Origin of the sequence: Nocardia cyriacigeorgica, from assembly GCF_005863245.1 — a bacterium.
In the GTDB taxonomy this organism is placed as follows: domain Bacteria; phylum Actinomycetota; class Actinomycetes; order Mycobacteriales; family Mycobacteriaceae; genus Nocardia; species Nocardia cyriacigeorgica_C.
Map to the genome: position 1 here is coordinate 454,559 of NZ_VBUT01000001.1, position 20,299 is coordinate 474,857.

The window sequence follows — 20,299 nt, forward strand, 5'->3', positions numbered from 1 at the left end:
CTCGAGGTCACTGCGATGAACACCAGAGGCGAAAGATTCGAGATCAGGGCAACGGCCGAAGGATGTCATCAGATCGGGGAAGCGACACGGGCCGTCGGCGAAACCGCGACCGAGTTGATCGGGAATGTGGCTAACCAACTGCCCGACCGCGTCCTGGGGCTGTCCACTCGCACACTCATGTCCTCGGAACAATTCGACGCGATGCTGGAGTCGCTCGATGTCCCCGACGACGCGCCGGAGCTGGCCGCGCTGGCATCGCGCCCCCGGTTTTACGCACGCAAGTGACGCCGTTCTCAGTAGCCCCCACGGCCGAACACGGCCTTACGCAATTCGATTGCGGAGCCCTCACAGTCGGCAGAACTATGGATGGCTCGGCGCTCAGATCTCCGTGAGGTCGATGTCGACTGTGAAGGGCGCCGTCACCTTGACGATTCCGGTGAACATCTCGCCGGTGCGATAGGTCATGGTCGCAGGGTCGAGGACGTAGGTGTAGACGAGCGGGACGCCCGTCGCGGCCTGCTCGACACGCCAGTAGAAGGCGATGCCGGCCTTGGCGTATTGGTCGACCTTCACGACCCGATCGGTCGTTTCCGGTCCAGGTGAGACGACCTCGACCACCATCAGCACGTGCTCCGGGCGCGTGGGCGTGAGGTCGATCGTGTCGGCGCGGTACACGACGACATCCGGTCGCCGGTTGTTGAGCGGAACATCCTGCAACCGCACGTCGAAGTCGGTGTCGGCGTTCCAGTCCGGACGCGCGGCAGCATCCAGCGCGTTCGCCAGGATCCGAGCCAATCGGTTATGGCGTTTGGACGCGCTCGGGCTTGCGACGACCATGCCATCGACGATCTCGATCCCTGCACACTGCTCCTCGGACCAGGAGTCGTATTCCGCTGCTGTGATCTGCTGGCGCATCCATGCGGGGATTCTGGTTTCGACTGTCATGACACCGCCCCAAGCGTTCTCACCGCGAGAATGTCACGTGAATCGTCCCGCTCTCGGCGACCTCACTGTTCACCGTGTACCCGCTCTCCAGCTCGCGCAGGTCGTCCCACAGCCGCTCGCCGCGGCCGAGCAGGATCGGGGCGATCCCGACGTGCAGTTGGTCGACAAGGCCTGCGGCCAGGTAGGTGCGGACGACGGAGATACCGCCGCCGATGCGGACGTCGAGGTCGCCTGCCGCTTTCTGCGCCAGGGCGAGGGCGTCTTCGGGGGTGTCCTGGAGGAAGTGAAAGGTGGTGCCGCCCTCCATCTCCAGCGTCGGCCGCTGTTCGTGGGTGAGCACGTAGACCGGGACACCGAAGGGCGGGTTCGGGCCCCACCAGCCTTTCCAGTCCGGGTCGCCGGGGTGGGCGTGCAGGCCGAACATGCCCGCGCCCATGATCTCGGCGCCGACACCCTCGAAATACGCTGCGGCGTACTTGTCGTCCACGCCCGTGGTGCCCGCGCCGGAGGTGTCGCCGAAAACGCGCTCCCGGAAGGTGCGGGTAGCGGCGTAGGCCGCGACGAGGCGGTTCCAGTCCTGCCCCATCGGGTCGTCCGGGGTTTGATCCGTGGTGGTTGCGTATCCGTCCAGCGAGATATTCAGATCGACGCGAACCCTGCCCATGACCACTCCTCCATCTGATTGCAAAATGCAACCACCAAGTTAGACGGCGCAGCCCCAGGCGTCAACACGGACAGACAAAGCGCGCGCGGCCGACCGGAGATCCGAGGCCCGACCGCAGGCGCTAGTCGACTTTCAGCACCCGGGTGTTATCCGGCCCGAGAGCCACGCCATCTGCGGCGATCGGCGCCAGCGGCGGGACCGGCGTGCCGCGCTCGTCGACGAGGGCGGAGTGGCTTTCGCCAGGCCCGAACGCGTGCCGTTCACCCCACTGCCGCAGCGTCACGATGACGGGGAACAGGTCGCGGCCGGCTTCGGTGAGCATGTATTCCTGGCGGCGGCCGGAGGGGGCGGTGCGCTGGGTGAGCAGGCCGTGGTCGGCGAGCTTGCGGAGGCGGTCGGTGAGGATATTGCGGGCGATGCCGGTGCGGCGCTGGAATTCGGTGAACGATCGGGCGCCGTCCATGGCGTCGCGGATGACGAGCAGGCTCCACCGGTCGCCGACGAGATCGAGGGTGCGGGCGACCGGGCAGTGGGGGTCGGTCCAGCTCGTGGGCATGACACCTTCCAATCAGTTGCAGATTGAAACCATCATGCCTTATCGTCTGATTAGTTGCAATTTGCTACTGATTGGACCGAGATGAGCGTTCGGCAGCGAGCTCTGCTCGCACTGGTGTGTGGTGTCGCAGTCGCGAGTATCTATGCGGCGCAAGCGATTCTGGAGCCGATGGCGCGTGATCTCGGTGTCCCGGCCGAACATGCGGGGTGGTTCGTCGCTGCCGCCCAGCTCGGCTACTTGACCGGCCTGATCCTGCTGGTCCCGCTCGGCGATGTGGTCGCCGACCGGCGCAGGCTCATCGCCGCGCACCTCGCGCTGATCGCCGCTGCCCTCATCGCGATCGCTACGGCACCCGTCGCGTGGGTGGCGTTCACCGCGCTCGCGGCGACCGGAGTGGTCGCGGTCGTCGTGCAGACCACGGTCGCGTACGCCGCGTCGGTCTCGGCGCCTGGCGAACGCGGGCGGAATATCGGGGTGGTGACCGCGGGTGTGGTGGTCGGCATTCTGGGTGCGCGAGTCGTCACCGGGGCGCTCGCCGACCTGTGCGGCTGGCGCAGTGTTTACGGTGTGCTCGCCGGGCTGTCGGTCGCCCTCGCCGCGCTCGTCCTCGTCGCACTGCCGTCGCCCGAAGCACTGCCGTCGCACGAGGTACTGCCGTCGCCCGAAGCGCTGGCGCCGCGCGAAGCACCGCCGCTGCATGAAGCGCCGCCGCCCGCGCTCCCGGCACCCACCGCCTACCGCCGAGCCGTGGCCGCACTCGGCGGACTGTTCAGCGAGCGAAACTTCTTGGCACACGGGCTGATCGGGTTCTTCCTGTTCGCCTCGTTCGGCACGCTGTGGAGCGGATACGCCATGGCGCTGGCAGACCGCCCGTGGCACATGAGCGAAAGCCGGATCGGACTATTCGGCGTAGCCGGGCTCGTCGGCGCGCTCGGCGCAGCACGCGCGGGCCGGTGGGCGGATGCGGGCCGGGCGAAGACGGTGACCGGCGTCGCGCTCGCCCTGCTAATCGTCTCGTGGGCCGCGATCGCGCAACTGCCGCGGTCGCTGTGGCTGCTCGCGGCCGGGGTCGTGATACTCGATTTCGCGGTGCAGGCCGTCCACGTGAGCAATCAGCATGCGCTCACCGCCGAGTATCCGGATCGCGTCAGCAGCGTCATCGGCGGCTACATGGTGTTCTACGCACTCGGCTCCGCCCTCGGCGCGGCCGCCACCACCGCCGTGTTCGGCGCGCACGGCTGGGCGGGCTCGTGCCTGCTCGGCGCGGGATTCTCGGCGTGCGCACTCACCGTCTGGTCCATCGCACGACGGCACCCACACGGACGAGCGATCGACACCGCGCGGTCCGAGCCGCTGACTCCGGATTCGGCGAGCCGGGCGGGCGCCGATGGCCGGCCGCAATCGGTCCGGTATCGCGGCGCGGAGGTCTGCGGCACGTGCAGGCCGACCTAGTATTCCCTTGTGGGACTGCTCTTCGAAACACGCGCCTCGGATTCACCGTGGGTCGAATCCATCTGGACGTGCCGTGCCGACGAGGTCTCCACGATGACATCGGTCGCCAGCGAGACCTGGGGCCTGGCGTTCTGGGAGCAGGACGGGCAGCGGTATGCGGCGGTGACCGGGCCGGAGACCCGCACGGGGACGGCGCCGGTTCCCGAGGGCGCGGTGTTCACCGGTGTTCAGTTCGCGGTCGGAACATCGCTGCGCAGCGTCGCCACACCGACGCTGGTCGACGGCGGGATCGTGCTACCCGATGTGAGCGACCGGAAGTTCTGGCTGGACGGCGCACATCGGGAGATTCCGGGCCCCGATGACGTCGAAGCACTCGTCGAACGGCTCGTCCAGGAGGGCGTGCTGGTGCGCGATCCGCTGGTCGCCGCCACCCTGCGAGGTTCACCGCCGGACGTCAGCGACCGCACCCTGGAGCGCCGGTTCCGGGCCGCGACCGGACTCACCCACGGCGCGGTCCGTCAGATCGAGCGTGCCCGCACGGCGGCCTTCCTGCTGATGACGGGCGAGACGCCGGGCGATGTCGTCGCCAAGCTCGACTACTACGACGAACCGCATCTGGCCCGCGCGCTGCGCCGCTTTGTCGGGCGGACCGCAGGACAGCTGCGCGCCCGGACCGGCGGCGCGATCGCCCTCGATCCCACTCAGCGCACCACGTCGTAGATCAGCTTGGTGACCCCGTTGGCGTAGCTCGCCGAATCCCGCAGGCGCAGCTGCTGCTTGTCGCGATCGGTGCGCGGGAACAGGTATTTGCCCGCGCCCAGCAGCACCGGGAACACCAGCAGGTTGTAACGGTCGATCAGGTCGGCCTCGGCCAGGCGCAGGGCCAGCTCGGCGCTGCCGTGGATGAAGATGCCGCCGCCGTCGGTCTGCTTCAGCTTCGCGACGTCGTCCTCCGAGCGCAGGATGGTGATCGGGCCCCAGCCGTCGATCAGGGCGTCCTCGGTCAGGCTGGAGGACACGACGTATTTCGGCAGATCCTTGTAGGCGGCGTGGTCCTCGGAATCGCGCCAGATCGGGGCGAAGGCCTCGTAGCTGCGGCGGCCGAACATCAAGGCCCCGGTATCGGCGAGCTCCTCGGCCTTGAGCGAGTAGGCCTCCGGGACGAACTCGGTCTGCATGACCCAGCCGCCGCTGCGATGTCCCTCGGCCGTGCCGCCCGGCGAATCCACGACGCCGTCCAGCGACATGAAGCCCGTGTAGACCAGTTCGCGTGCCATCGATTCCTCCTGATTGTGTGCTTCGGCTTGTTCTCGTGGCCAAGCTTATGAACGGCCAACGGCGATGTCTTGGACGAAACCGACACCCGCGAGTTCTGTCGTCAGCCGGCCCGTGACCTGCTGATCTGCCGCCTCAGCGACGGGCGCGCGGCCTCCCGTTAGGCTGACCCGGGAATGTCGGGCGAGCCGGAAGCATGGGAATTGAACACCTATCCGGGCGGGTGGCCGCCGCCGCAGAAGCAGCAGTCGAATCATCGACTCCTGGTCGTGCTTATGCCTTTTCTGGTGTTGGCCCTGGTCGCCGCCGCGGTCGGCATCGGTTTGCTGGCGCGCGGCGCGGTAACGACGAAGATCACCGGCACCGCGACCGCGATGGCCGACGGCTCCACCCCGAAGAATGTGCTGGCCGACGGCGCGGTGCGGGTCGGCGAGGAGGACGCGAAGGTGACCGTCCGAATCGTCATGGACCTGCAATGCCCCGCCTGCAAGGCCTTCGAGGAGGCCAACGGTTCGGTGCTGGAAGACGTCGTGCGCGACGGCACCGCGGCCGCCGAATACAGCGTCATCACCTTCCTGGACAGCATGAGCGAAACCGAATACTCCTCCCGGGCCGGCAACGCATCGTTCTGCGTCGCCAACAGCGGCCTGGACAATTACCAGAGCTGGCTGTCGGAAATGTATGCCCAGCAGCCGGTCGAGGGCGGCGAAGGCCTGCCCGACAGCGACCTGATCGATATCGCCGAATCCGCCGGTTACACCGATTCCGCTGTGGCCGAATGCATTACCAACCGGCAGTACGACACCTATCTGCGCACGAAAACCACGCAAACCCTCGCCACCGGAATCCGCGGCACGCCCACCGTCTACGTCAACGACGAGGAAGTCACCGACCGCAACGCCCTCATGACTCCCGGCGGCCTTGCCTCGGTGATCGAGGCCGCGCGATAAGTTCGCCGCGAACTCCCGCACGAGCCGCCCCCGCGGGTGGATCATGGGGCGGACAACGTTGTCGGCGGAGGGATGGCGGCATGGCGCGAACCTGGTCTAGACGACGATTCTTGCAGGTCACCGCGGTGGGAGGTGGCCTGCTCACGGTGCCGGGACTGCTCGGCGGATGTGATGCGGTCGGGCTGGGCAACACTCTGGAGAAGATCAGAGACGCGGGAGTTGTCAAGGTCGGGTATTCCGGCGAGCGGCCCTACGCCTACGACGACAACGGCCTCGTCGGCGCCATTCCCGCGGTCGATCGCGCGGTATTCGAGCGGCTCGGGGTCGACCGGCTCGAAGGCGTGCTCGTGCCGTTCCGCAGTTTGATCGGCGGGGTGAATTCAGGGGCTTTCGACGTGATATCGGCGGGCATGTTCGTCAACAAGGCGCGCTGCGAGCAGATCGCCTTCAGCGAACCGATCTACTGCGCGCAATCGGCATTACTGGTGCGTCGTGGTAACCCAAGGCAGCTCACCGATTTCGATTCGGTGGCCCGCACCGGTGCGACCGTCGCCGTGCTGGCCGGTGCGGTCGAAGAGTCGTATACGCGCGGAGCCGGCGTCAGTGACAAGAAGATCCGCGTGGTCGGCGGCCAGGACGAAGGCCTCGCACAGGTCGCGCAGGGACAGGTCGACGCCCTTGCGCTGACCGGTATTTCCTTGCGCGCCATGCTCGAACGCGCCAGACAGTCTCGGCCCTCCGGCCCCGACGGCGGCCCGGCCGTCTGGGCAGGCGAGGTCGAATCGACACCACCGTTCACCGCCGTCGTCGACGGGAAACCACGGCTCGGCTGCGGTGCCGCGGGATTCCGGAAAACCGACGGTTCCCTGCGGGACGCCTACAACCGTGAATTGGCGGTGCTCCGCCGGGAGGGCCGGATACTCGAACTCACCGCACCGTATGGATTCACCGCGGCCGAAATGCCGGACCCTTCGGTCCGCACCGAAGATCTGTGCACAATCGACAGCGGCGGCGGCCTCCGCGGCCCGCTACCACGATAGAACCGCTCGCAGGATCGACCCGAACGCCCAACGCAACTCGCCTCGGCTGATGTGGGGAATCAATGAAAGATTCACGAGGGCAAGAACAACGGAACCGGCGCGCAGGCATCGATGCGCCGGTCACGATCACCGCCGCCGCGCTGACGGTACTTTTCCTGGTCGTCGGCGTGACGTTCTCAGACGAGATGCGGGTGGCCGGCGAACACATCTACGCCTTCATCGCACGGCAATTCGGCTGGGTCTTCGTCATGTCGACGGCCGGATTCGTGTTCTTCATTCTCTATCTCGCGTTCAGCAAATACGGCCGGGTCAAACTCGGGAATCCCGGCGATGAACCGGCCTACTCGACGTTCTCCTGGATCGCGATGATGTTCGCCCTCGGCGTCGGCATCGGCCTGATCTTCTACGGCGCCTACGAGCCGGTGACGTTGTGGGCGGAGCCGCCGCCCGGCGGTCCGGAGCCGCGCACCGACGCGGCGGCCGTGGTCGCCATGCAGTACTCGATCTTCCATTGGGCGCTGCATCCGTGGGCGTTCTTCGGTGTCGCGGGCCTCGCCTTCGCCTACACGACCATCGTCAAGGGGCGTCCGTCGCTGGTCAGCGCCACGCTGAAGCCGTTGATGGGCAAGCGTTCCGACGGGTTGGCCGGCCGCGGCATCGACACCTGGGTCATCGTAACCACGATGGTCGGCAATGCGGTGACGCTCGGCCTCGGCACACTGCAAATCATCGCCGGGCTCGGATTCATCTCCGATATCGAAAGTTCCACGCTGGTGCTGGTTCTCGTGGTCGGATTGCTGACCGCGGCCTTCATCTTCTCGGCGGTCGCCGGCGTGGACAAGGGCATCAAACGCCTCGCCGATTTCAATACGCTGCTCGCCATCGCGCTCGGACTGTTCATTCTGGTGCTCGGGCCGTTCTCGTTCATCTTCAATCTGCTGTCGCAGGCGATGGGCGGGTATATCTTCAACTTCCTGCCGATGTCATTCGAGACCGGCGCCTTCGCCGACGGACAGTGGATGCAGGATTGGACCGTCTTCTTCTGGGCCTGGGGAATCTCCTGGGCGCCCTACGTCGGCAGCTTTCTGGCGAAGATCTCCCGCGGCCGCACGATCCGCGAATACGTGTTCGGGGTGCTGATCGCCCCGAGCCTGGCGACCATCGTGTGGTTCTCCATTCTCGGCGGCGCGGCCTTGGATCTGCAATTGAGCGGGGAACGCGATATCGCCGCGGTCGCGTCGGAGAGCGCGCAAGCCGCGTTCTTCGAAGTGCTGGCGGCCTTCCCGCTGTCCACCGTCACCAGCATCGCGGTGATCATCCTGGCCGGTGTGTTCTTCATCAGCGGCGCGGACGCGGGCGCCATCGTGCTCGGCACCTTCTCCTCGAAGGGCGCCGACGAGCCGAAGAAATGGCTGGTGATCGCCTGGGGCCTGCTCGTCGGCGCCGTCGCCTTGACGCTGCTGGTGGTCGGCGGGCTGGACGCGCTGCAATGGGGCGCCATCGTTGTCGCCTCACCATTCGTCTTGATTCTGGTGGCGATGTGCGTGGGGCTCGGGAAAGAGTTGCGCGCGGATGTGAAAGCCGCGCGGGTGACGATGGTGGGTAAGAGCACCGAAAAGATCCGGGCCCGCAGCGCATCGGTGTCGAGAAAGTACCGGCCCGAAAACTGACCCTACTCGCCGCCGTCATGGGCGAATTCCGCGATTCGGTGGCGCACTTTCTCCAATCAGGCAATCATTTTCGATGCAGGTGCGTTTTGCGTGATCCTTCCGTGTTCGTTCCGACGATAGGAGAGATACGTGCGTACATTCCCTGCTCTATCCGCCGCGATTGCCGTCATGGGTGTCGGCGTGGCCACCGCCGTACTCGTCGGTCCTGCCGGTACTGCCGAGGAAACACCCACCAAGGTCTACGAACTCAACGCCCAGCCCGCCCCGAGCCCGCCCTCCTCCGGACCGGCGACTCAGGCCCCGCAACCAGCGAGCCCGCCGTCCCCGGGCCAGCACACCTACAATCCGGGACCACCCGAACCGGACAACGGCGATGACGGCTATGAGGGCTCGGACGAGGACGAGTAACCCTGCCCAGCTCCCGGACGGCGTCCGCCCACTCCGCCGCGCCAACTACATCATTGCGGCGGAGTGGTTTCCGGGCGAGACGAGCGGCATCGACTTCGAGCATCCGTTCCCGATTCATATTCCCTGGACCGAGCTCGAGTTCTGATCCTGATGCGGCACAGAATTCCTGTGCCGCATTACTCAGCGGTTGGCGGCGGTGATGAGGTCGGCGGCTTTTTCGCCGATGACCACGGCCGGGGCGTGGGTGTGGCCGCGGATGATGGCCGGCATCACCGAGGCGTCGGCTACCCGCAGGGCCTCGACGCCGCGGACCTTCAGGTCGGGGGTGACGACGCTGGCGGCGTCGGTACCCATGCGGCAGGTGCTCGTCGGGTGGTAGAGGGTGTGCGAATGCCAGGTGAGGGCGTCTTCGAGGGTCTGCTCGATGGTCGGCTGCTCACGTTTGGGCTGGAGGAAGCGGCCGATCTTGGCGCCGAGTGGCTCGGAGGTGATGATGCGGTGCGCGGTGCGCAGCCCGGCCATGAGGGCGGCGCGGTCGGCGCCGTCGCTGTCGGACAGGTACTTCGGGTCCACGACGGCCTTGGCCATCGGATCGCCGGAGGCCAGCGTCACGGTGCCGCGGCTGCGGGGCCGCAGCAGGATCGGGCCGATCGCGATGCCGTGACCGGGTGCGACGCCGATACCTTCGTCGTAGAACGGGGCGGGTCCGAAGATGATCTCCAGATCGGGCAGCTCCAGCTCGGGCCTGCTGCGCACGAACCCGTACGCCTCACCCACATTGGAAGTGAGCATGCCGCGCCGGCGGACCAGGTAGTTGATCAGCTCGAGCGGCTTCTCCGCGTCGAACAGGGTGCCGGAATCGACGGCGAAACCGATCAGCGAGATCAGGTGATCGGTGAGGTTGCGGCCCACCTCGGGTAGGTCGTGTACCACCGGAATGCCATACGCGCGAAGCTGTTCGGCATCACCGATGCCGGACAGTTGCAGCAGCTGCGGGCTGTTGATCGCACCGCCGCACAGCACCACTTCCTTGCGGGCGCGCACGGTCCTGATCACACCGTTCTCGCGGTATTCGATGCCGACGGCACGGTTGCCCTGGAACAACACCCTGGTCGCCTGCGCGCCCGTGATCACCGTGAGGTTCGGCCGTTTGCGTGCTGGTTTCAGGTAAGCGTCGGCGGTGCTCCAGCGGGCGCCGCGCTGCTGGCACACCATGGTCTGGGTGAACCCTTCCGGCTGCGGCAGGTTGGCCCGCTCGGTTTTGAAACCGGCGTGCTCGGCCGCGGCCAGGAAATCGGCGGTCCAGCGGCTCGCGCTGCGCTGGTGCGAGATGTGCAGCGGGCCGTCGCGGCCCTCGTCGGGTTCGGCCGCGCCTTCGACGGATTCGATGCGCTTGAAGTATTCGACGACGTTCGCGAACGACCACCCCTCCCCCGCGGCTCGGGCCCACTCGTCGTAGTCGGCGGCATAACCACGCACCCACATCATCGCGTTCATCGACGACGATCCGCCGAGCATCTTCCCCCGCGGCCAGAAGATCTGCCGGTCACCGAGTTCGGGCTGCGGGGTGGTGAGATAGTTCCAGTCCAGGTCGGTCTGGAACAGCTTGGAGAACGCGGCCGGAATGTGAACGGCCTGATTCTTGTCCTCGGGGCCTGCCTCCAGGGCGATCACCGTGTCGGAGGAGCGCTCGCTGAGGCGCGCGGCGACCACCGCACCCGAGGACCCGGTACCGACGACGACGTAATCGGCAATGCTGTTGGTGCTCATGATTTCTCCAGTCGTGGTGTGAGTCGGCTCAGCCGCGCAGCGCGGAGACGAAGATCGCGGGCAGCCGGGTCCAGCCGGGGTCGGCGCCGAATCCGGCGAGCAGTTTGCCGGTGCCTGCGGCGGTCTTGTTGCCGACGAACCACGGCGGCTTCGGCGAGATCGCGAACTCGCCGTGCAGCAGCGACCGCGGCGCGGGACGGAACGGGCCGCGCACCACGGTGCGCTGCACCCGGTCGATCAGCCACGCGTTGTGCACCACGCCGATGCCGCTCTGCACGTCGTCGAGGGTGTGGCCGGGGAAGGCGCCCCAGGAGGCGGTCGGCGTCAGATAGCCGACGCCGGTCCAGGCGTTGATCGCGATGGTGCCGTAGCGCAGGTCCTCGATCAGTTCGTCGAAGGCCGCGCCCAGTTCGGTGATGGTGTCCGGCTTGGCGATGATGTTGACGCCGAGCGTGCCGGTGAATTCGTCGTTGGCCGTCCTGGCCGCGGCCCGCGCGAAACTCGCTCCCGTTCCCGGTAGTTCGACCACACCGAGCACCGGCGCGAAATATTCGTCGGACAGCAGCGGTTCGTGCGCGGACGGCTCGATCCCGGTGACGAGCACCCGCTTGCCGTCGGGCCCGAGGCGTTCGGCTCGCGGGTAGGACGCGAGCGCCATGGCGACGCGGTCGTCGCTGCCCGGGTAGTAGGCGCGGCGGGCGGGCGCGTTCGCGAGCGCGGTGCGCAGCGCGTCGAGGAACTGCTTCTTCTGCGGCCAGTCGGCGGAGATGATCAGCGACTGCGACGCCACGCAGTTGTAGCCGCCGTTGTGCAGCCGCTGGGTCGCGACATGCTCGGCCTGGAACGCGATATCGGCCGGACTCCAATCGCCGGGCAGCACGATCGTCGGCGAGACACCACCGAGTTCACTGGTGACCGGCTTGGTCAGCTTCGGGGTTCCGGCCAGTTTCCGTTCGGCGGCCTCGGCGCCGGTCCCCCACACGATCGCGTCATGGGTCTTGGCGCTGCCGGTCATATGGACGTGCGCGACGAGATCATGGTTGACCAGATAGCCGCCCACCTCCGCCCCGCCGGTCAGCAGCCGCACCGCGCCGAGCTCGATCAGCGGCGCGAGGATCTTGCCGAATACCGGCAGCAGCGGGTCGGTGATCGGGTTGAGTTTGAGCGCCACGACTCGGTTGTGCGCGATCAACTCGTAGAGGGTGTCCAACGGCGCGATCGAGGTGATATTGCCCGCGCCGAGGACCGCGCCGATGCCGTTGGTGCGGCGCGGATCGAGTTGGGCCAGACCGGCATTGGCCTTGGCCGCGGCACTGCTCACGCCACGCTGCAACCACACCTGCGCGCTGAATCCGTTGAGCAGCAGCGCGTCGAAATGGCTTGCCGGGAGGACATCGACGGTGACGTGATCGCCCGCCGCCCCGAAGGAGGCCTTGTCGAGCGGGCTCTTGCCGTGCGCCAGCGCATCGAGGGTGCCCGACAGCGCGCCCAGCGCGGCGGCCAGCACGTACGGGCCGGACATCCATTCTTCGCCGACCAGCGGCGACGACGGCGCGAGCCCCTTGATCCCCGCGGCCGCGTCCACCCACTCCTGTGCGTGCCGCCCGGTGAGTTCCCGAATCCGGTCGAGCAGTTCGCGCCGGCCCTCCAGCGGCAGCGCCGCCCATCTCTTCTCGCCCTCGACGAGCTCGGACAGGGCCGCATCGACGGCGGCATGAGTCGATGGCGCCAGGTTCGTAACCACGTTCGGTCCTCCAGGGTGGATGAGCGGTTGGGTGGGCTTCCCGCGGACGGGACGTTCCCAGTGTGTGACGGGGAACACTGCCCAGACCAGGTGCCGCGGTTGTGGACCACACCCGCCGGCTTTGTGCCCGCGCACAAACGACCCGGAGAGCCCACCACTGACCCGGCGCTGATCCGATCGCCTGAATGCCGCGGCCAGACCGGGCAGGGACACCACCAATCAAGCGCCCGACGCACACCTTTGCCGAGGGTTAACCAACTACATCGGACAGGCTGAACCTTCAACCCGATGCCCGACGCCGGCCGGTGCAGAATCCTCACCTGTTTCGACAACCGCAGCCTGTGCCGCCGGATTTGTGTCCATGCACAACACGATGTGGCGCGAGTCACGCCCGGACGCGTAGTCTGCTGAGGTGACCGCACCACCGCCGACCGCCCCGACACGCGCGCCCCGGCTCGCGCAGGAACTGCTCGCGGATGTCGAGCCCATGGCCGACGAGCTGGTCACCAGGATCACCGTCGCCGACCATTCCTACGCCGACCCCGGTCTGCTCACCGCCGAGGAACTGCGCGAGGCGTGCCTGGCCAACCTGACCGAGATCATCAGCGCGCTCGCGGGCCGCCCCGCCCGGCTGCAACCGGCGCGCGCGGTCGGCCGGCTCAAGGCCGAACGCGGGGTCCCCATCGCCGCCCTCCTGCACGCCTTCCGGCTCGGCGGGCGGATGATCTGGGAGGAACTCACCGCCCGTTCGGTCGCGCCGGGCGACCCCGAACTGCGTGACCTCGCCACCGAGCTGTGGGAACTCATCGACACCTACTCCGACACCGCGGTCGAGGCCTATCGCGAGACGGAGATCCTGCTCGCCCACGCCGATGCCCAGACCCAGAGCCGGTTGATCCGCACACTTTTCGACGACAACTCCGGCAATCCGGCCCGCGCGTTGACGGCCTTGCGCACCCTGGGCCTGCCGGAGAGCGGAACCTACGCGGTCGTGTCGATCGAGCCCGCCGATCCAGGTGCCGCACTGCCCGGCAACCTGGTCGGCGCGATGAAAGATGCCGGGGTGCGCTCGGTGTGGGATTCGCAGATCGACGCCCACGTCGGGTTGCTGTGCCCTGCATCGCCCGCGGGGATCGAGAAGGCGGTGGCGAAGCTGGCCGATCTCGTCGACGGCCGGATCGGCCTGAGCACGAATTTCACCAGCCCCCAAGGCATTCCGGGCGCCCTCAGCGAAGCCCGGCTGGCGGCCCGCAGCGCCCGGCCCGGCGCGCGCACCCCGGTCCGCTTCGGCGATCAGCCCGTCGCGCACCTGCTGGTCATGCTGCCGGAGGCGAGCAGGCAGGCCGCCGCCCAGATCCTCGGGCCCGTGCTGCGGTTACCGGAACCCGAACGCGACGATCTGATCGCCGCACTGCACGCCTGGTACGACTGCGCGGGTTCGACCGCCGCGGCCGCCGAACAGCTGCACTGCCATCGCAATACCGTGCGCTACCGGTTGCGCAAGCTGCGCGATCTCACCGGACGCGACACCACCGACCCGGTGCAGTCCGCCGAGCTGCATCTGGCGCTACAGGCGATCACGCTCCTCGGACCGGAGGCGACGCCGGCCGACACCTCGGACTAGCTGTCGTATCGGCCGATCCCCGAACGGAGGTTCGCTGGGCAGAGTCCGCGCGGACTACCCGTAGTGGCAGACGTAGTGCATGGTCTGGCGCACCTCGATGTCGAACGAGCTGTCGCCCGGCACCGAGAACGATTCCCCCGCCTTGTAGACCACGGCCTCGTCCGCACCGGCGAAGGTGACCGCGCATTCGCCCTCGATCAACTCCATGACCTCGGGTGCCGCGGTACCGAAGGTCAGGGTCGCGGGCTGGATGACGCCCACCGACTTCTTGGTGCCGTCGGGCAGCTCGAGGCTGTAGCTGACGCACTTCCCGTCGAAGTAGACGTTGGCCTTCTTCGCGACGCTGACATTCTCGAACTGCGACATGATCTCTTTCCCGTGGTGAGCTGGAGGGCGTCAGCCTACTTCAGCCCGGTGCGGCGCCCGGCGATCAGCCACCCCACCCACCCGAACCCGGTCTCCGCACGACGATTCCACGGCTAGGCTGAGCGCAAGCGTCACCGATGAGATCAACCGCGCCCGCCATGGTCGGATGCTCGCCCGGTCCGGCCTCGACAACCGGAGGCCCGCCATGTCGAATCCACGCATCATGCCCGCCGACGCTCCGATCGTGGTGGCCGTCGACGGATCGCCACAGTCCATGCACGCGGTGGCGTGGGCGGCGGCCGACGCCGCGTCGAGGGCCCGGCCGCTCGCCATCGTCTGCTCACCGGAACTGCCCTCGGATATGCGCCCGAGCGTGCTGTTCTCCGCCGAGGACATCGCCGGCTCCCGCCGCCGCGCCGAGGAGACCCTGACGCGGGCCGCCGAGGTGGCGAAGAAGAGCGAGGTGCCCGGCGTCACGACCGAGCTCGTCGACGGCCGCATCGTGCCGTACCTGCTCGCGCGGTCGGCCGATGCGGTGATGATCGTGGTCGGCAGTCGCGGGCTCGGCGCATACCGGCGCAGCCTGCTCGGCTCGGTCAGTACGGCGGTGACCAGGCATGCGAAGTGCCCGGTCGCGGTGATTCGCGACGTCTCCGCCCTCGACGTGGTGTCCGCCGCCAAACCGGTGCTGGTCGGCGTCGACGGCACCCGCAACAGCAAGCCCGCCATCGAACTGGCCTTCGACGAAGCCTCCCGGCGCGGCGTCGGGCTGATCGCGCTGCACGCGTGGACCGATGTGACCGGCATGGATGTGCCCATGCTCGACTGGGTGGACAGCGAAGACATCGAGGCCGCGACCCTGGCCGAGGCGCTGGCCGGCTACTCCGAGCGCTACCCCGACGTCGACGTGCAGCGCGTGCTCGAACGCGACCGCCCCGCCCGGTCGCTGTCGCGTGAGGCCGAGAACGCGCAGCTGGTGGTGCTCGGCAGCCACGGGCGCGGCGGGTTCACCGGCATGCTGCTCGGCTCCACCTCCGAATCGGTGCTGCACTCGGTGGAATGCCCGGTGATCATCGTGCGGGCGTGAGCCTCCACTCTGGCCGAACCGAGCGAATCCGTGTTAACTTACTGCGGAATGGTCATTAACTTGACCGGTCGGCCGGAAGTCAGGAGTTGGTCATGGAGACCGCGGTCATCGTCGACGTCGTGCGCACACCATCGGGCAAGGGAAAGGCCGGGGGCGGACTGTCCGACGTCCATCCCGCCAACCTGCTGGCCGGGGTGCTCTCGGATCTCCTCGGCCGCAATGACCTCGACCCCGCCCTGGTCGACGATGTGATCGGCGGCTGCGTCACCCAGAGCGGTGAGCAGGCGTTCAACATCAGCCGCACCGCGGTGCTCGCCGCCGGGTTCCCGGAATCGGTGCCCGCCACCACCGTCGACCGGCAGTGTGGATCCAGCCAGCAGGCCGCGCATTTCGCCGCGCAGGGCGTGATCTCCGGCGCCTACGACATCGCCATCGCCTGCGGTGTGGAGTCGATGAGCCGGGTGCCGATGTTCTCCAATGCCGCGGGCCAGGACGCCAACCGCGGCCCGATCGCGCACCGCTACCCCGAGGGCCTTGTTCAGCAGGGCATTTCCGCCGAACTGCTGGCCGCGCGCTGGAAGCTGGATCGCGGGCGCCTCGACGAGTTCGCCGCCCGCTCACACCGATTGGCCGCCGAGACCGCCGAATCGGGCGGGTTCGCCAATGAACTGGTCACCGCCGGACGGCTGGACGCCGACGAAACCATTCGCGCCGCCACCACCGTCGACAAACTCGCCGGACTGAAGCCGGCCTTCGTCGACGAGACCTACAAGAAGCGGTTCCCGGAGATCGACTGGTCGATCACGCCGGGCAATTCGTCCCCGCTCACCGACGGCGCCTCGGCCGCGCTGATCATGAGCGAACGGATGGCGAGCAAGCTCGGGCTGCGGGCGCGGGCGCGGTTCCATTCGTTCGCCGTCGTCGGCGACGATCCCCTGCTCATGCTCACCGCCGTGGTGCCCGCCACCCGTAAGGCGCTGGACAAGGCCGGGCTCGGCATCGACGACATCGACGCCTACGAGGTCAACGAGGCCTTCGCACCGGTGCCGCTGGTGTGGCAGCACGAAGTCGGCGCCGACCCGGCCAAGCTGAATCCGCGCGGCGGCGCCATCGCGCTCGGTCACCCGCTCGGCGCGTCCGGCACCCGCATCCTGGCCACCATGGTCAACCACCTGGAGCAGACCGGCGGCCGTTGGGGCCTGCAAACCATGTGCGAGGCAGGCGGTTTGGCCAACGCCACCGTCATCGAACGGCTGTAGTCATTCGGGCCGGTAGCGGGCCCTGATGTGGAAGCGTTCGCCCTGCGGACCGTAGATGCTCAGGTATTCGACTGGGTGTTCGTCGGCATTGCCGAACCAGTGCGGCAGGTGGGTGTCGAATTCGGCGACCTCGCCCGCGGTGAGGACCATGTCGCGGTCGCCGAGGATCAGGCGCAGTTTGCCATTGAGCACGTAGAGCCAGTGGTAGCCCTCGTGGGTGCGCGGGTCCGGTTCGCGGTCGGCGGGCCGACCGGCCAGGATCTGCTTCCAGGCCTGTAGCCCGCCGGGTTTGCGCGTCAGCGGGATGACGGTCTGGCCGTTGCGGGTGAACGGGCGCGCGTACACGCGCGGATCGCCGGTCTCGGGCGCGTTCACCAGCTCGTCCAGTGGCACCTGATGCGCCTTGGCCAACGGCAGCAGCAGCTCGAGGCTCGGTTTGCGCTGTCCGGACTCGAGCCGCGACAGCGTGCTCACCGGGATGCCGGTCAGTTCCGACAGCGCGGCGAGCGTGGTGCCGTTGCGACGGCGCAGCTCACGCAGCCGCGGACCCACCGCGTCGATCACCTCGTCGAAATCCCGATCCATACCGATATTGCAGTTCTGGCAAATTTGTTTGTCAAGTTCGCATGGTTGCTCGCATGCTGGTCCGGACCGAACCGACAGACGGAGAAACGCGATGGACCAGCAGTTCTGGGACGAGATGTACGGCAGCCGCGAACAGTTGTTCAGTGGGCTTCCCAACGATGTGCTCGTCGCGGAGGTGAGCGACCTCGCGCCTGGGCAGGCCCTGGATGTCGGGTGCGGTGAGGGCGCCGATGCCCGCTGGCTGGCCGAACACGGTTGGAAGGTCACCGCGGTGGATGTGTCGCGGGTGGCGCTGGAACGTGCCGCCGCGACCAGCGACGAGGTTGCCTGGTCGCACGCGGATCTCACGACCGTTCCGCCGCCTCCGGCCGCGTTCGACCTGGTCTCCGCGCACTACTTCCCCATCGAGCTCGAACCCGATCACGCCACCATCCGCGGCTTGATCGATGCGGTCGCCCCCGGCGGCACGCTGCTCGTCGTCGGTCACGATCCGGCCGACTTCCCGCCGGATCACGAACACGGTTTCGACCCGCGCGACTACTACCAGCCCGAGCAGATCGCCGAGCTGCTCGGCGACGACTGGACGGTGCTGGTGAATTCGGCCCGCCCACGCACCCGTCCCGGCCCGCCGGGAACCCACCACACCGGCGATGTGGTGCTGCGCGCCCAGCGCAAGCCGGCGAGCTGACCGGCCCGATTCCGAGAAACCGCCACGCTCTTCGCCGACACCGCCGCCTCCGCTGGCGAGTCATCCCCAGGTTTCCAGAGCCGATTGCTATGGTCTGTATCACATGTGCGCCGGATGCGTGAACCATGAGGCGGAGGGGTGTCGATGCGGTTGACCCGGCGGGTCCAGGGTGTGGCGGCAGCGTTCGTGATCCTGTTGACCGGCGGGGCGGCCGGGGTCGCGACGCTGACCGACAACACGGTCGCCTACGAGACACCCGCACCCGCCGTCGCGCCGGATGAACTGGCGCGCCAGTGGACTCAGACCCACGACGGCCCACAGCCCTACCCCGATGTGCACATCGACTGGGACGTACCCATCACGATGAGCGACGGCGTGGTGCTCAAGGCGAACGTGTACCGGCCGATCCGCGCCGACGGCCAGGTGGAGACGGCGCCGCTGCCGACCATCGTCAACCTCACGCCGTACACGAAACTCATGACCAACCTGATCGATTCGGCCGTCTCGATGCCCGGATTGCAGCAGCTGACGATGGACCTGGTGGGCCGGATCAACCTGTCCGGCACCCCGGTCAGCGGTTTCGAGGACCTGCTGCACGCCCTCGACGGCGGCACCATCCAGACCGTGCTCGGCTTGGACCGCAAGCTGATTCGCAGCGGCTACACCCAGGTCGTCGCCGATGTGCGCGGCACCGGATTCTCCCAGGGAACCTGGAACACCCTCGGCGCACGCGAACAGCTCGACACCCGCGAGGTGATCGACTGGGCGGCGGCCCAGCCCTGGTCCAATGGCCGCATCGCGATGAGCGGCGGCTCCTACTCCGGCATCAATCAGCTACGGGCGGCGGAGAATCCGCCGAAGTCGTTGCGCGCGATCTTCCCGGTGGAACCCGGCAGCGACCTCATGCGCGATGTGGTGGCGCCGGGCGGCGGCATCGGCACCACCTTCCTGCCGATGTGGCTGAACTCGGTGAACAACGCCAAACTGCTGCCCGATATCAGCTCGATGCTGAACGGCACCTTCGACTGGCGCTGGTTCAACGACCGCCGCCGCGATCCGCTCACCAACTTCGACCTCCTGGCCCAGGCCCTGCTGACGCCCTCGCTGCACAATGTGCCGCCCGCGCTGTCGGCCGCGCTCGACGAGGACAGCGCCTTCCGGGAAGGGATCATGGGCCATCCCGAGAAGGTCGGCGTGCCCACCTTCGTCTACGGCGGCTGGCACGACATCTTCGCCAACAGCGCCACCACTCTCTACAACGCCATCCCGCTGCCCGTCGACCAGAAGAAGCTGGTGGTCGGCGACACCTACCACGCCAATCCCGGTGCGGGCACCGGCGTTCCGGGCGCACCGGCACGGCTCGACGTCTTGCAGCGGGCCTGGTTCGACCACTGGCTCAAAGACATCGACAACGGCGTCACCGGATTCGGGCCGGTCACGGTGTGGGAGCAGGGCGGCGGCTGGGTCACCCTCAGCGAATTCCCGAAGCCGGGCATGACGCATCGGCGGGTCTATCTGTCCGGCGCGCCCAGCGGCACCACCCGCGACAGCTTGCACGACGGCTCGCTGACGGCCGCGCCCGCCCCCGAGACCACCCGGCTCACCGTCGCGCCCGGCCTCACCACCGCGTGCTCGCGCGACGCCGCGCAGGGTTCGGCGGGCATGACCGCGGTGATCGACGCCTGCGCCAAGGATTCCCGGATCGCCGAGCGCAACGGGCTCACCTTCACCAGCGCCGAGATCATCGAGCCGACCGTGATTTCCGGGCCGATCAACGTCCATCTCAATACCGTGCACGATGCCGCCGACGGGTACTGGAACGTCACCGTCAACGATGTGGCGCCCGACGGGACGTCCACGGTGCTCTCGACCGGGCAGCTCACCTCGTCGCTGCGCGCGATCGACGAGGCCAAGAGCACCCGCTCGGCCAACGGCGATCTCACCGCACCGCATAACCCGATCACCCTCGACAGCGTGCTTCCGGTGCCGCCGGGCGAGGCGATCACCCTCGATATCGCGGTCATCCCGACCCAGGCCGTCCTGCAACCCGGGCATCGGCTGCGGGTGGACGTCTTCGCGGGCAATTCGCCCAAGGCGCTGGCGTTCCGGCCGATGCTCAATGCGAGCGAACTCAAACCGCAGCATCTGGTGCTCGATCCGAACGCGCCGAGTTTCGTCAATCTGCCGACCGACAGGCCGATCGCCTTCCGGTGATT

20 protein-coding genes are annotated in these 20,299 nt (G+C 67.8%); 12 read left to right on the plus strand and 8 right to left on the minus strand.

The genetic code is table 11. The features are described from left to right. Positions 1-15: 15 nt before the first annotated feature. On the plus strand, positions 16-285 hold the full coding sequence (locus FEK34_RS01920; protein WP_138446122.1) for a hypothetical protein: 270 nt from the start codon (positions 16-18) through the stop codon (positions 283-285). Between the two features lie 93 nt (positions 286-378). Here FEK34_RS01920 and FEK34_RS01925 read toward each other — a convergent pair whose 3' ends face one another. From FEK34_RS01925 to FEK34_RS01935, 3 genes are all read right to left on the minus strand, one after another. Then, positions 379-945, minus strand: a complete 567-nt coding sequence (locus FEK34_RS01925; protein ID WP_138446123.1) for a Uma2 family endonuclease — start codon at positions 943-945, stop codon at positions 379-381. Between the two features lie 19 nt (positions 946-964). Continuing rightward, positions 965-1,609 carry a dihydrofolate reductase family protein gene (locus FEK34_RS01930; protein WP_138446124.1) on the minus strand — a complete coding sequence of 215 codons (645 nt, stop codon included), beginning with the start codon at positions 1,607-1,609 and terminating at the stop codon, positions 965-967. A 121-nt stretch (positions 1,610-1,730) separates the two neighbouring features. Further along, positions 1,731-2,165 carry a winged helix-turn-helix transcriptional regulator gene (locus FEK34_RS01935; protein ID WP_138446125.1) on the minus strand — a complete coding sequence of 145 codons (435 nt, stop codon included), beginning with the start codon at positions 2,163-2,165 and terminating at the stop codon, positions 1,731-1,733. Positions 2,166-2,246: 81 nt separating this feature from the next. Between FEK34_RS01935 and FEK34_RS01940 the strand changes: the two genes are divergently transcribed. Both FEK34_RS01940 and FEK34_RS01945 read left to right on the plus strand, forming a co-directional pair. Next, positions 2,247-3,617: an MFS transporter gene (locus FEK34_RS01940; protein ID WP_138446126.1), complete on the plus strand. Its 1,371-nt coding sequence runs from the start codon at positions 2,247-2,249 to the stop codon at positions 3,615-3,617. 9 nt (positions 3,618-3,626) lie between these two features. Next, entirely contained in the window at positions 3,627-4,337 is a 711-nt protein-coding gene (locus FEK34_RS01945; protein ID WP_138446127.1) for a helix-turn-helix domain-containing protein, read from the plus strand. Here the strand turns inward: FEK34_RS01945 and FEK34_RS01950 are convergent. Further along, positions 4,319-4,894 (minus strand): dihydrofolate reductase family protein, encoded by a 576-nt coding sequence (locus tag FEK34_RS01950; protein ID WP_138446128.1) that lies wholly within the window; start codon positions 4,892-4,894, stop codon positions 4,319-4,321. The genes FEK34_RS01945 and FEK34_RS01950 overlap by 19 nt on opposite strands. Before the next feature lie 273 nt (positions 4,895-5,167). Here FEK34_RS01950 and FEK34_RS01955 point away from each other — a divergent pair, with 273 nt between their 5' ends. The 4 genes from FEK34_RS01955 (at position 5,168) to FEK34_RS01970 (ending at position 8,960) form a co-directional block, all read left to right on the plus strand. Further along, positions 5,168-5,842: a DsbA family protein gene (locus FEK34_RS01955; RefSeq protein ID WP_249358761.1), complete on the plus strand. Its 675-nt coding sequence runs from the start codon at positions 5,168-5,170 to the stop codon at positions 5,840-5,842. An 80-nt stretch (positions 5,843-5,922) separates the two neighbouring features. Then, positions 5,923-6,882 (plus strand): transporter substrate-binding domain-containing protein, encoded by a 960-nt coding sequence (locus tag FEK34_RS01960; RefSeq protein ID WP_171047999.1) that lies wholly within the window; start codon positions 5,923-5,925, stop codon positions 6,880-6,882. A gap of 62 nt (positions 6,883-6,944) precedes the next feature. Further along, the gene (locus FEK34_RS01965) at positions 6,945-8,552 is read left to right on the plus strand and encodes a BCCT family transporter (RefSeq protein WP_138446131.1); all 1,608 of its coding nucleotides are present in this window, start codon (positions 6,945-6,947) and stop codon (positions 8,550-8,552) included. Between the two features lie 129 nt (positions 8,553-8,681). Then, complete coding sequence (locus FEK34_RS01970; RefSeq protein ID WP_138446132.1) at positions 8,682-8,960, plus strand: hypothetical protein; 279 nt, start codon at positions 8,682-8,684, stop codon at positions 8,958-8,960. A gap of 180 nt (positions 8,961-9,140) precedes the next feature. Here the strand turns inward: FEK34_RS01970 and FEK34_RS01975 are convergent, their stop codons facing one another. Both FEK34_RS01975 and FEK34_RS01980 read right to left on the minus strand, forming a co-directional pair. Continuing rightward, positions 9,141-10,730: a GMC family oxidoreductase gene (locus FEK34_RS01975; RefSeq protein ID WP_138446133.1), complete on the minus strand. Its 1,590-nt coding sequence runs from the start codon at positions 10,728-10,730 to the stop codon at positions 9,141-9,143. Between the two features lie 28 nt (positions 10,731-10,758). Then, complete coding sequence (locus tag FEK34_RS01980; RefSeq protein ID WP_432760922.1) at positions 10,759-12,495, minus strand: aldehyde dehydrogenase family protein; 1,737 nt, start codon at positions 12,493-12,495, stop codon at positions 10,759-10,761. A 391-nt stretch (positions 12,496-12,886) separates the two neighbouring features. Here FEK34_RS01980 and FEK34_RS01985 point away from each other — a divergent pair, with 391 nt between their 5' ends. Beyond that, a complete protein-coding gene (locus tag FEK34_RS01985; protein ID WP_138446134.1) occupies positions 12,887-14,098 on the plus strand; it encodes a PucR family transcriptional regulator in 1,212 nt (403 codons plus the stop codon). A 54-nt stretch (positions 14,099-14,152) separates the two neighbouring features. Here FEK34_RS01985 and FEK34_RS01990 read toward each other — a convergent pair whose 3' ends face one another. Continuing rightward, positions 14,153-14,464 (minus strand): pyrimidine/purine nucleoside phosphorylase, encoded by a 312-nt coding sequence (locus FEK34_RS01990; protein WP_138446135.1) that lies wholly within the window; start codon positions 14,462-14,464, stop codon positions 14,153-14,155. 205 nt (positions 14,465-14,669) lie between these two features. Between FEK34_RS01990 and FEK34_RS01995 the strand changes: the two genes are divergently transcribed. Beyond that, positions 14,670-15,551, plus strand: coding sequence for a universal stress protein (locus tag FEK34_RS01995; RefSeq protein WP_138446136.1), 882 nt, complete (start codon positions 14,670-14,672; stop codon positions 15,549-15,551). Between the two features lie 92 nt (positions 15,552-15,643). Continuing rightward, positions 15,644-16,810: a thiolase family protein gene (locus tag FEK34_RS02000; protein ID WP_138446137.1), complete on the plus strand. Its 1,167-nt coding sequence runs from the start codon at positions 15,644-15,646 to the stop codon at positions 16,808-16,810. Here the strand turns inward: FEK34_RS02000 and FEK34_RS02005 are convergent, their stop codons facing one another. After that, positions 16,811-17,395: a helix-turn-helix domain-containing protein gene (locus FEK34_RS02005; RefSeq protein ID WP_036542196.1), complete on the minus strand. Its 585-nt coding sequence runs from the start codon at positions 17,393-17,395 to the stop codon at positions 16,811-16,813. A 91-nt stretch (positions 17,396-17,486) separates the two neighbouring features. On the opposite strand from FEK34_RS02005, the gene FEK34_RS02010 reads away from it, so the two are divergent. Both FEK34_RS02010 and FEK34_RS02015 read left to right on the plus strand, forming a co-directional pair. Further along, a complete protein-coding gene (locus FEK34_RS02010; protein ID WP_138446138.1) occupies positions 17,487-18,083 on the plus strand; it encodes a class I SAM-dependent methyltransferase in 597 nt (198 codons plus the stop codon). A gap of 144 nt (positions 18,084-18,227) precedes the next feature. Beyond that, the gene (locus FEK34_RS02015; RefSeq protein WP_138446139.1) at positions 18,228-20,297 is read left to right on the plus strand and encodes a CocE/NonD family hydrolase; all 2,070 of its coding nucleotides are present in this window, start codon (positions 18,228-18,230) and stop codon (positions 20,295-20,297) included. The last annotated feature ends 2 nt before the right edge of the window (positions 20,298-20,299 follow it).

What these genes read in the sequence shown, in the direction of transcription:
- FEK34_RS02010 (WP_138446138.1), top strand. Translation starts at nt 17,487, where the DNA reads ATGGACCAGCAGTTCTGGGACGAGATGTACGGCAGCCGCGAACAGTTG.
- FEK34_RS01920 (WP_138446122.1), top strand. Translation starts at nt 16, where the DNA reads ATGAACACCAGAGGCGAAAGATTCGAGATCAGGGCAACGGCCGAAGGA.
- FEK34_RS01955 (WP_249358761.1), top strand. Translation starts at nt 5,168, where the DNA reads ATGCCTTTTCTGGTGTTGGCCCTGGTCGCCGCCGCGGTCGGCATCGGT.
- FEK34_RS02000 (WP_138446137.1), top strand. Translation starts at nt 15,644, where the DNA reads ATGGAGACCGCGGTCATCGTCGACGTCGTGCGCACACCATCGGGCAAG.
- FEK34_RS01930 (WP_138446124.1), bottom strand. Translation starts at nt 1,609, where the DNA reads ATGGGCAGGGTTCGCGTCGATCTGAATATCTCGCTGGACGGATACGCA.
- FEK34_RS01940 (WP_138446126.1), top strand. Translation starts at nt 2,247, where the DNA reads ATGAGCGTTCGGCAGCGAGCTCTGCTCGCACTGGTGTGTGGTGTCGCA.
- FEK34_RS02015 (WP_138446139.1), top strand. Translation starts at nt 18,228, where the DNA reads ATGCGGTTGACCCGGCGGGTCCAGGGTGTGGCGGCAGCGTTCGTGATC.
- FEK34_RS02005 (WP_036542196.1), bottom strand. Translation starts at nt 17,395, where the DNA reads ATGGATCGGGATTTCGACGAGGTGATCGACGCGGTGGGTCCGCGGCTG.
- FEK34_RS01935 (WP_138446125.1), bottom strand. Translation starts at nt 2,165, where the DNA reads ATGCCCACGAGCTGGACCGACCCCCACTGCCCGGTCGCCCGCACCCTC.
- FEK34_RS01995 (WP_138446136.1), top strand. Translation starts at nt 14,670, where the DNA reads ATGTCGAATCCACGCATCATGCCCGCCGACGCTCCGATCGTGGTGGCC.
- FEK34_RS01990 (WP_138446135.1), bottom strand. Translation starts at nt 14,464, where the DNA reads ATGTCGCAGTTCGAGAATGTCAGCGTCGCGAAGAAGGCCAACGTCTAC.
- FEK34_RS01960 (WP_171047999.1), top strand. Translation starts at nt 5,923, where the DNA reads ATGGCGCGAACCTGGTCTAGACGACGATTCTTGCAGGTCACCGCGGTG.
- FEK34_RS01950 (WP_138446128.1), bottom strand. Translation starts at nt 4,894, where the DNA reads ATGGCACGCGAACTGGTCTACACGGGCTTCATGTCGCTGGACGGCGTC.
- FEK34_RS01965 (WP_138446131.1), top strand. Translation starts at nt 6,945, where the DNA reads ATGAAAGATTCACGAGGGCAAGAACAACGGAACCGGCGCGCAGGCATC.
- FEK34_RS01925 (WP_138446123.1), bottom strand. Translation starts at nt 945, where the DNA reads ATGACAGTCGAAACCAGAATCCCCGCATGGATGCGCCAGCAGATCACA.
- FEK34_RS01975 (WP_138446133.1), bottom strand. Translation starts at nt 10,730, where the DNA reads ATGAGCACCAACAGCATTGCCGATTACGTCGTCGTCGGTACCGGGTCC.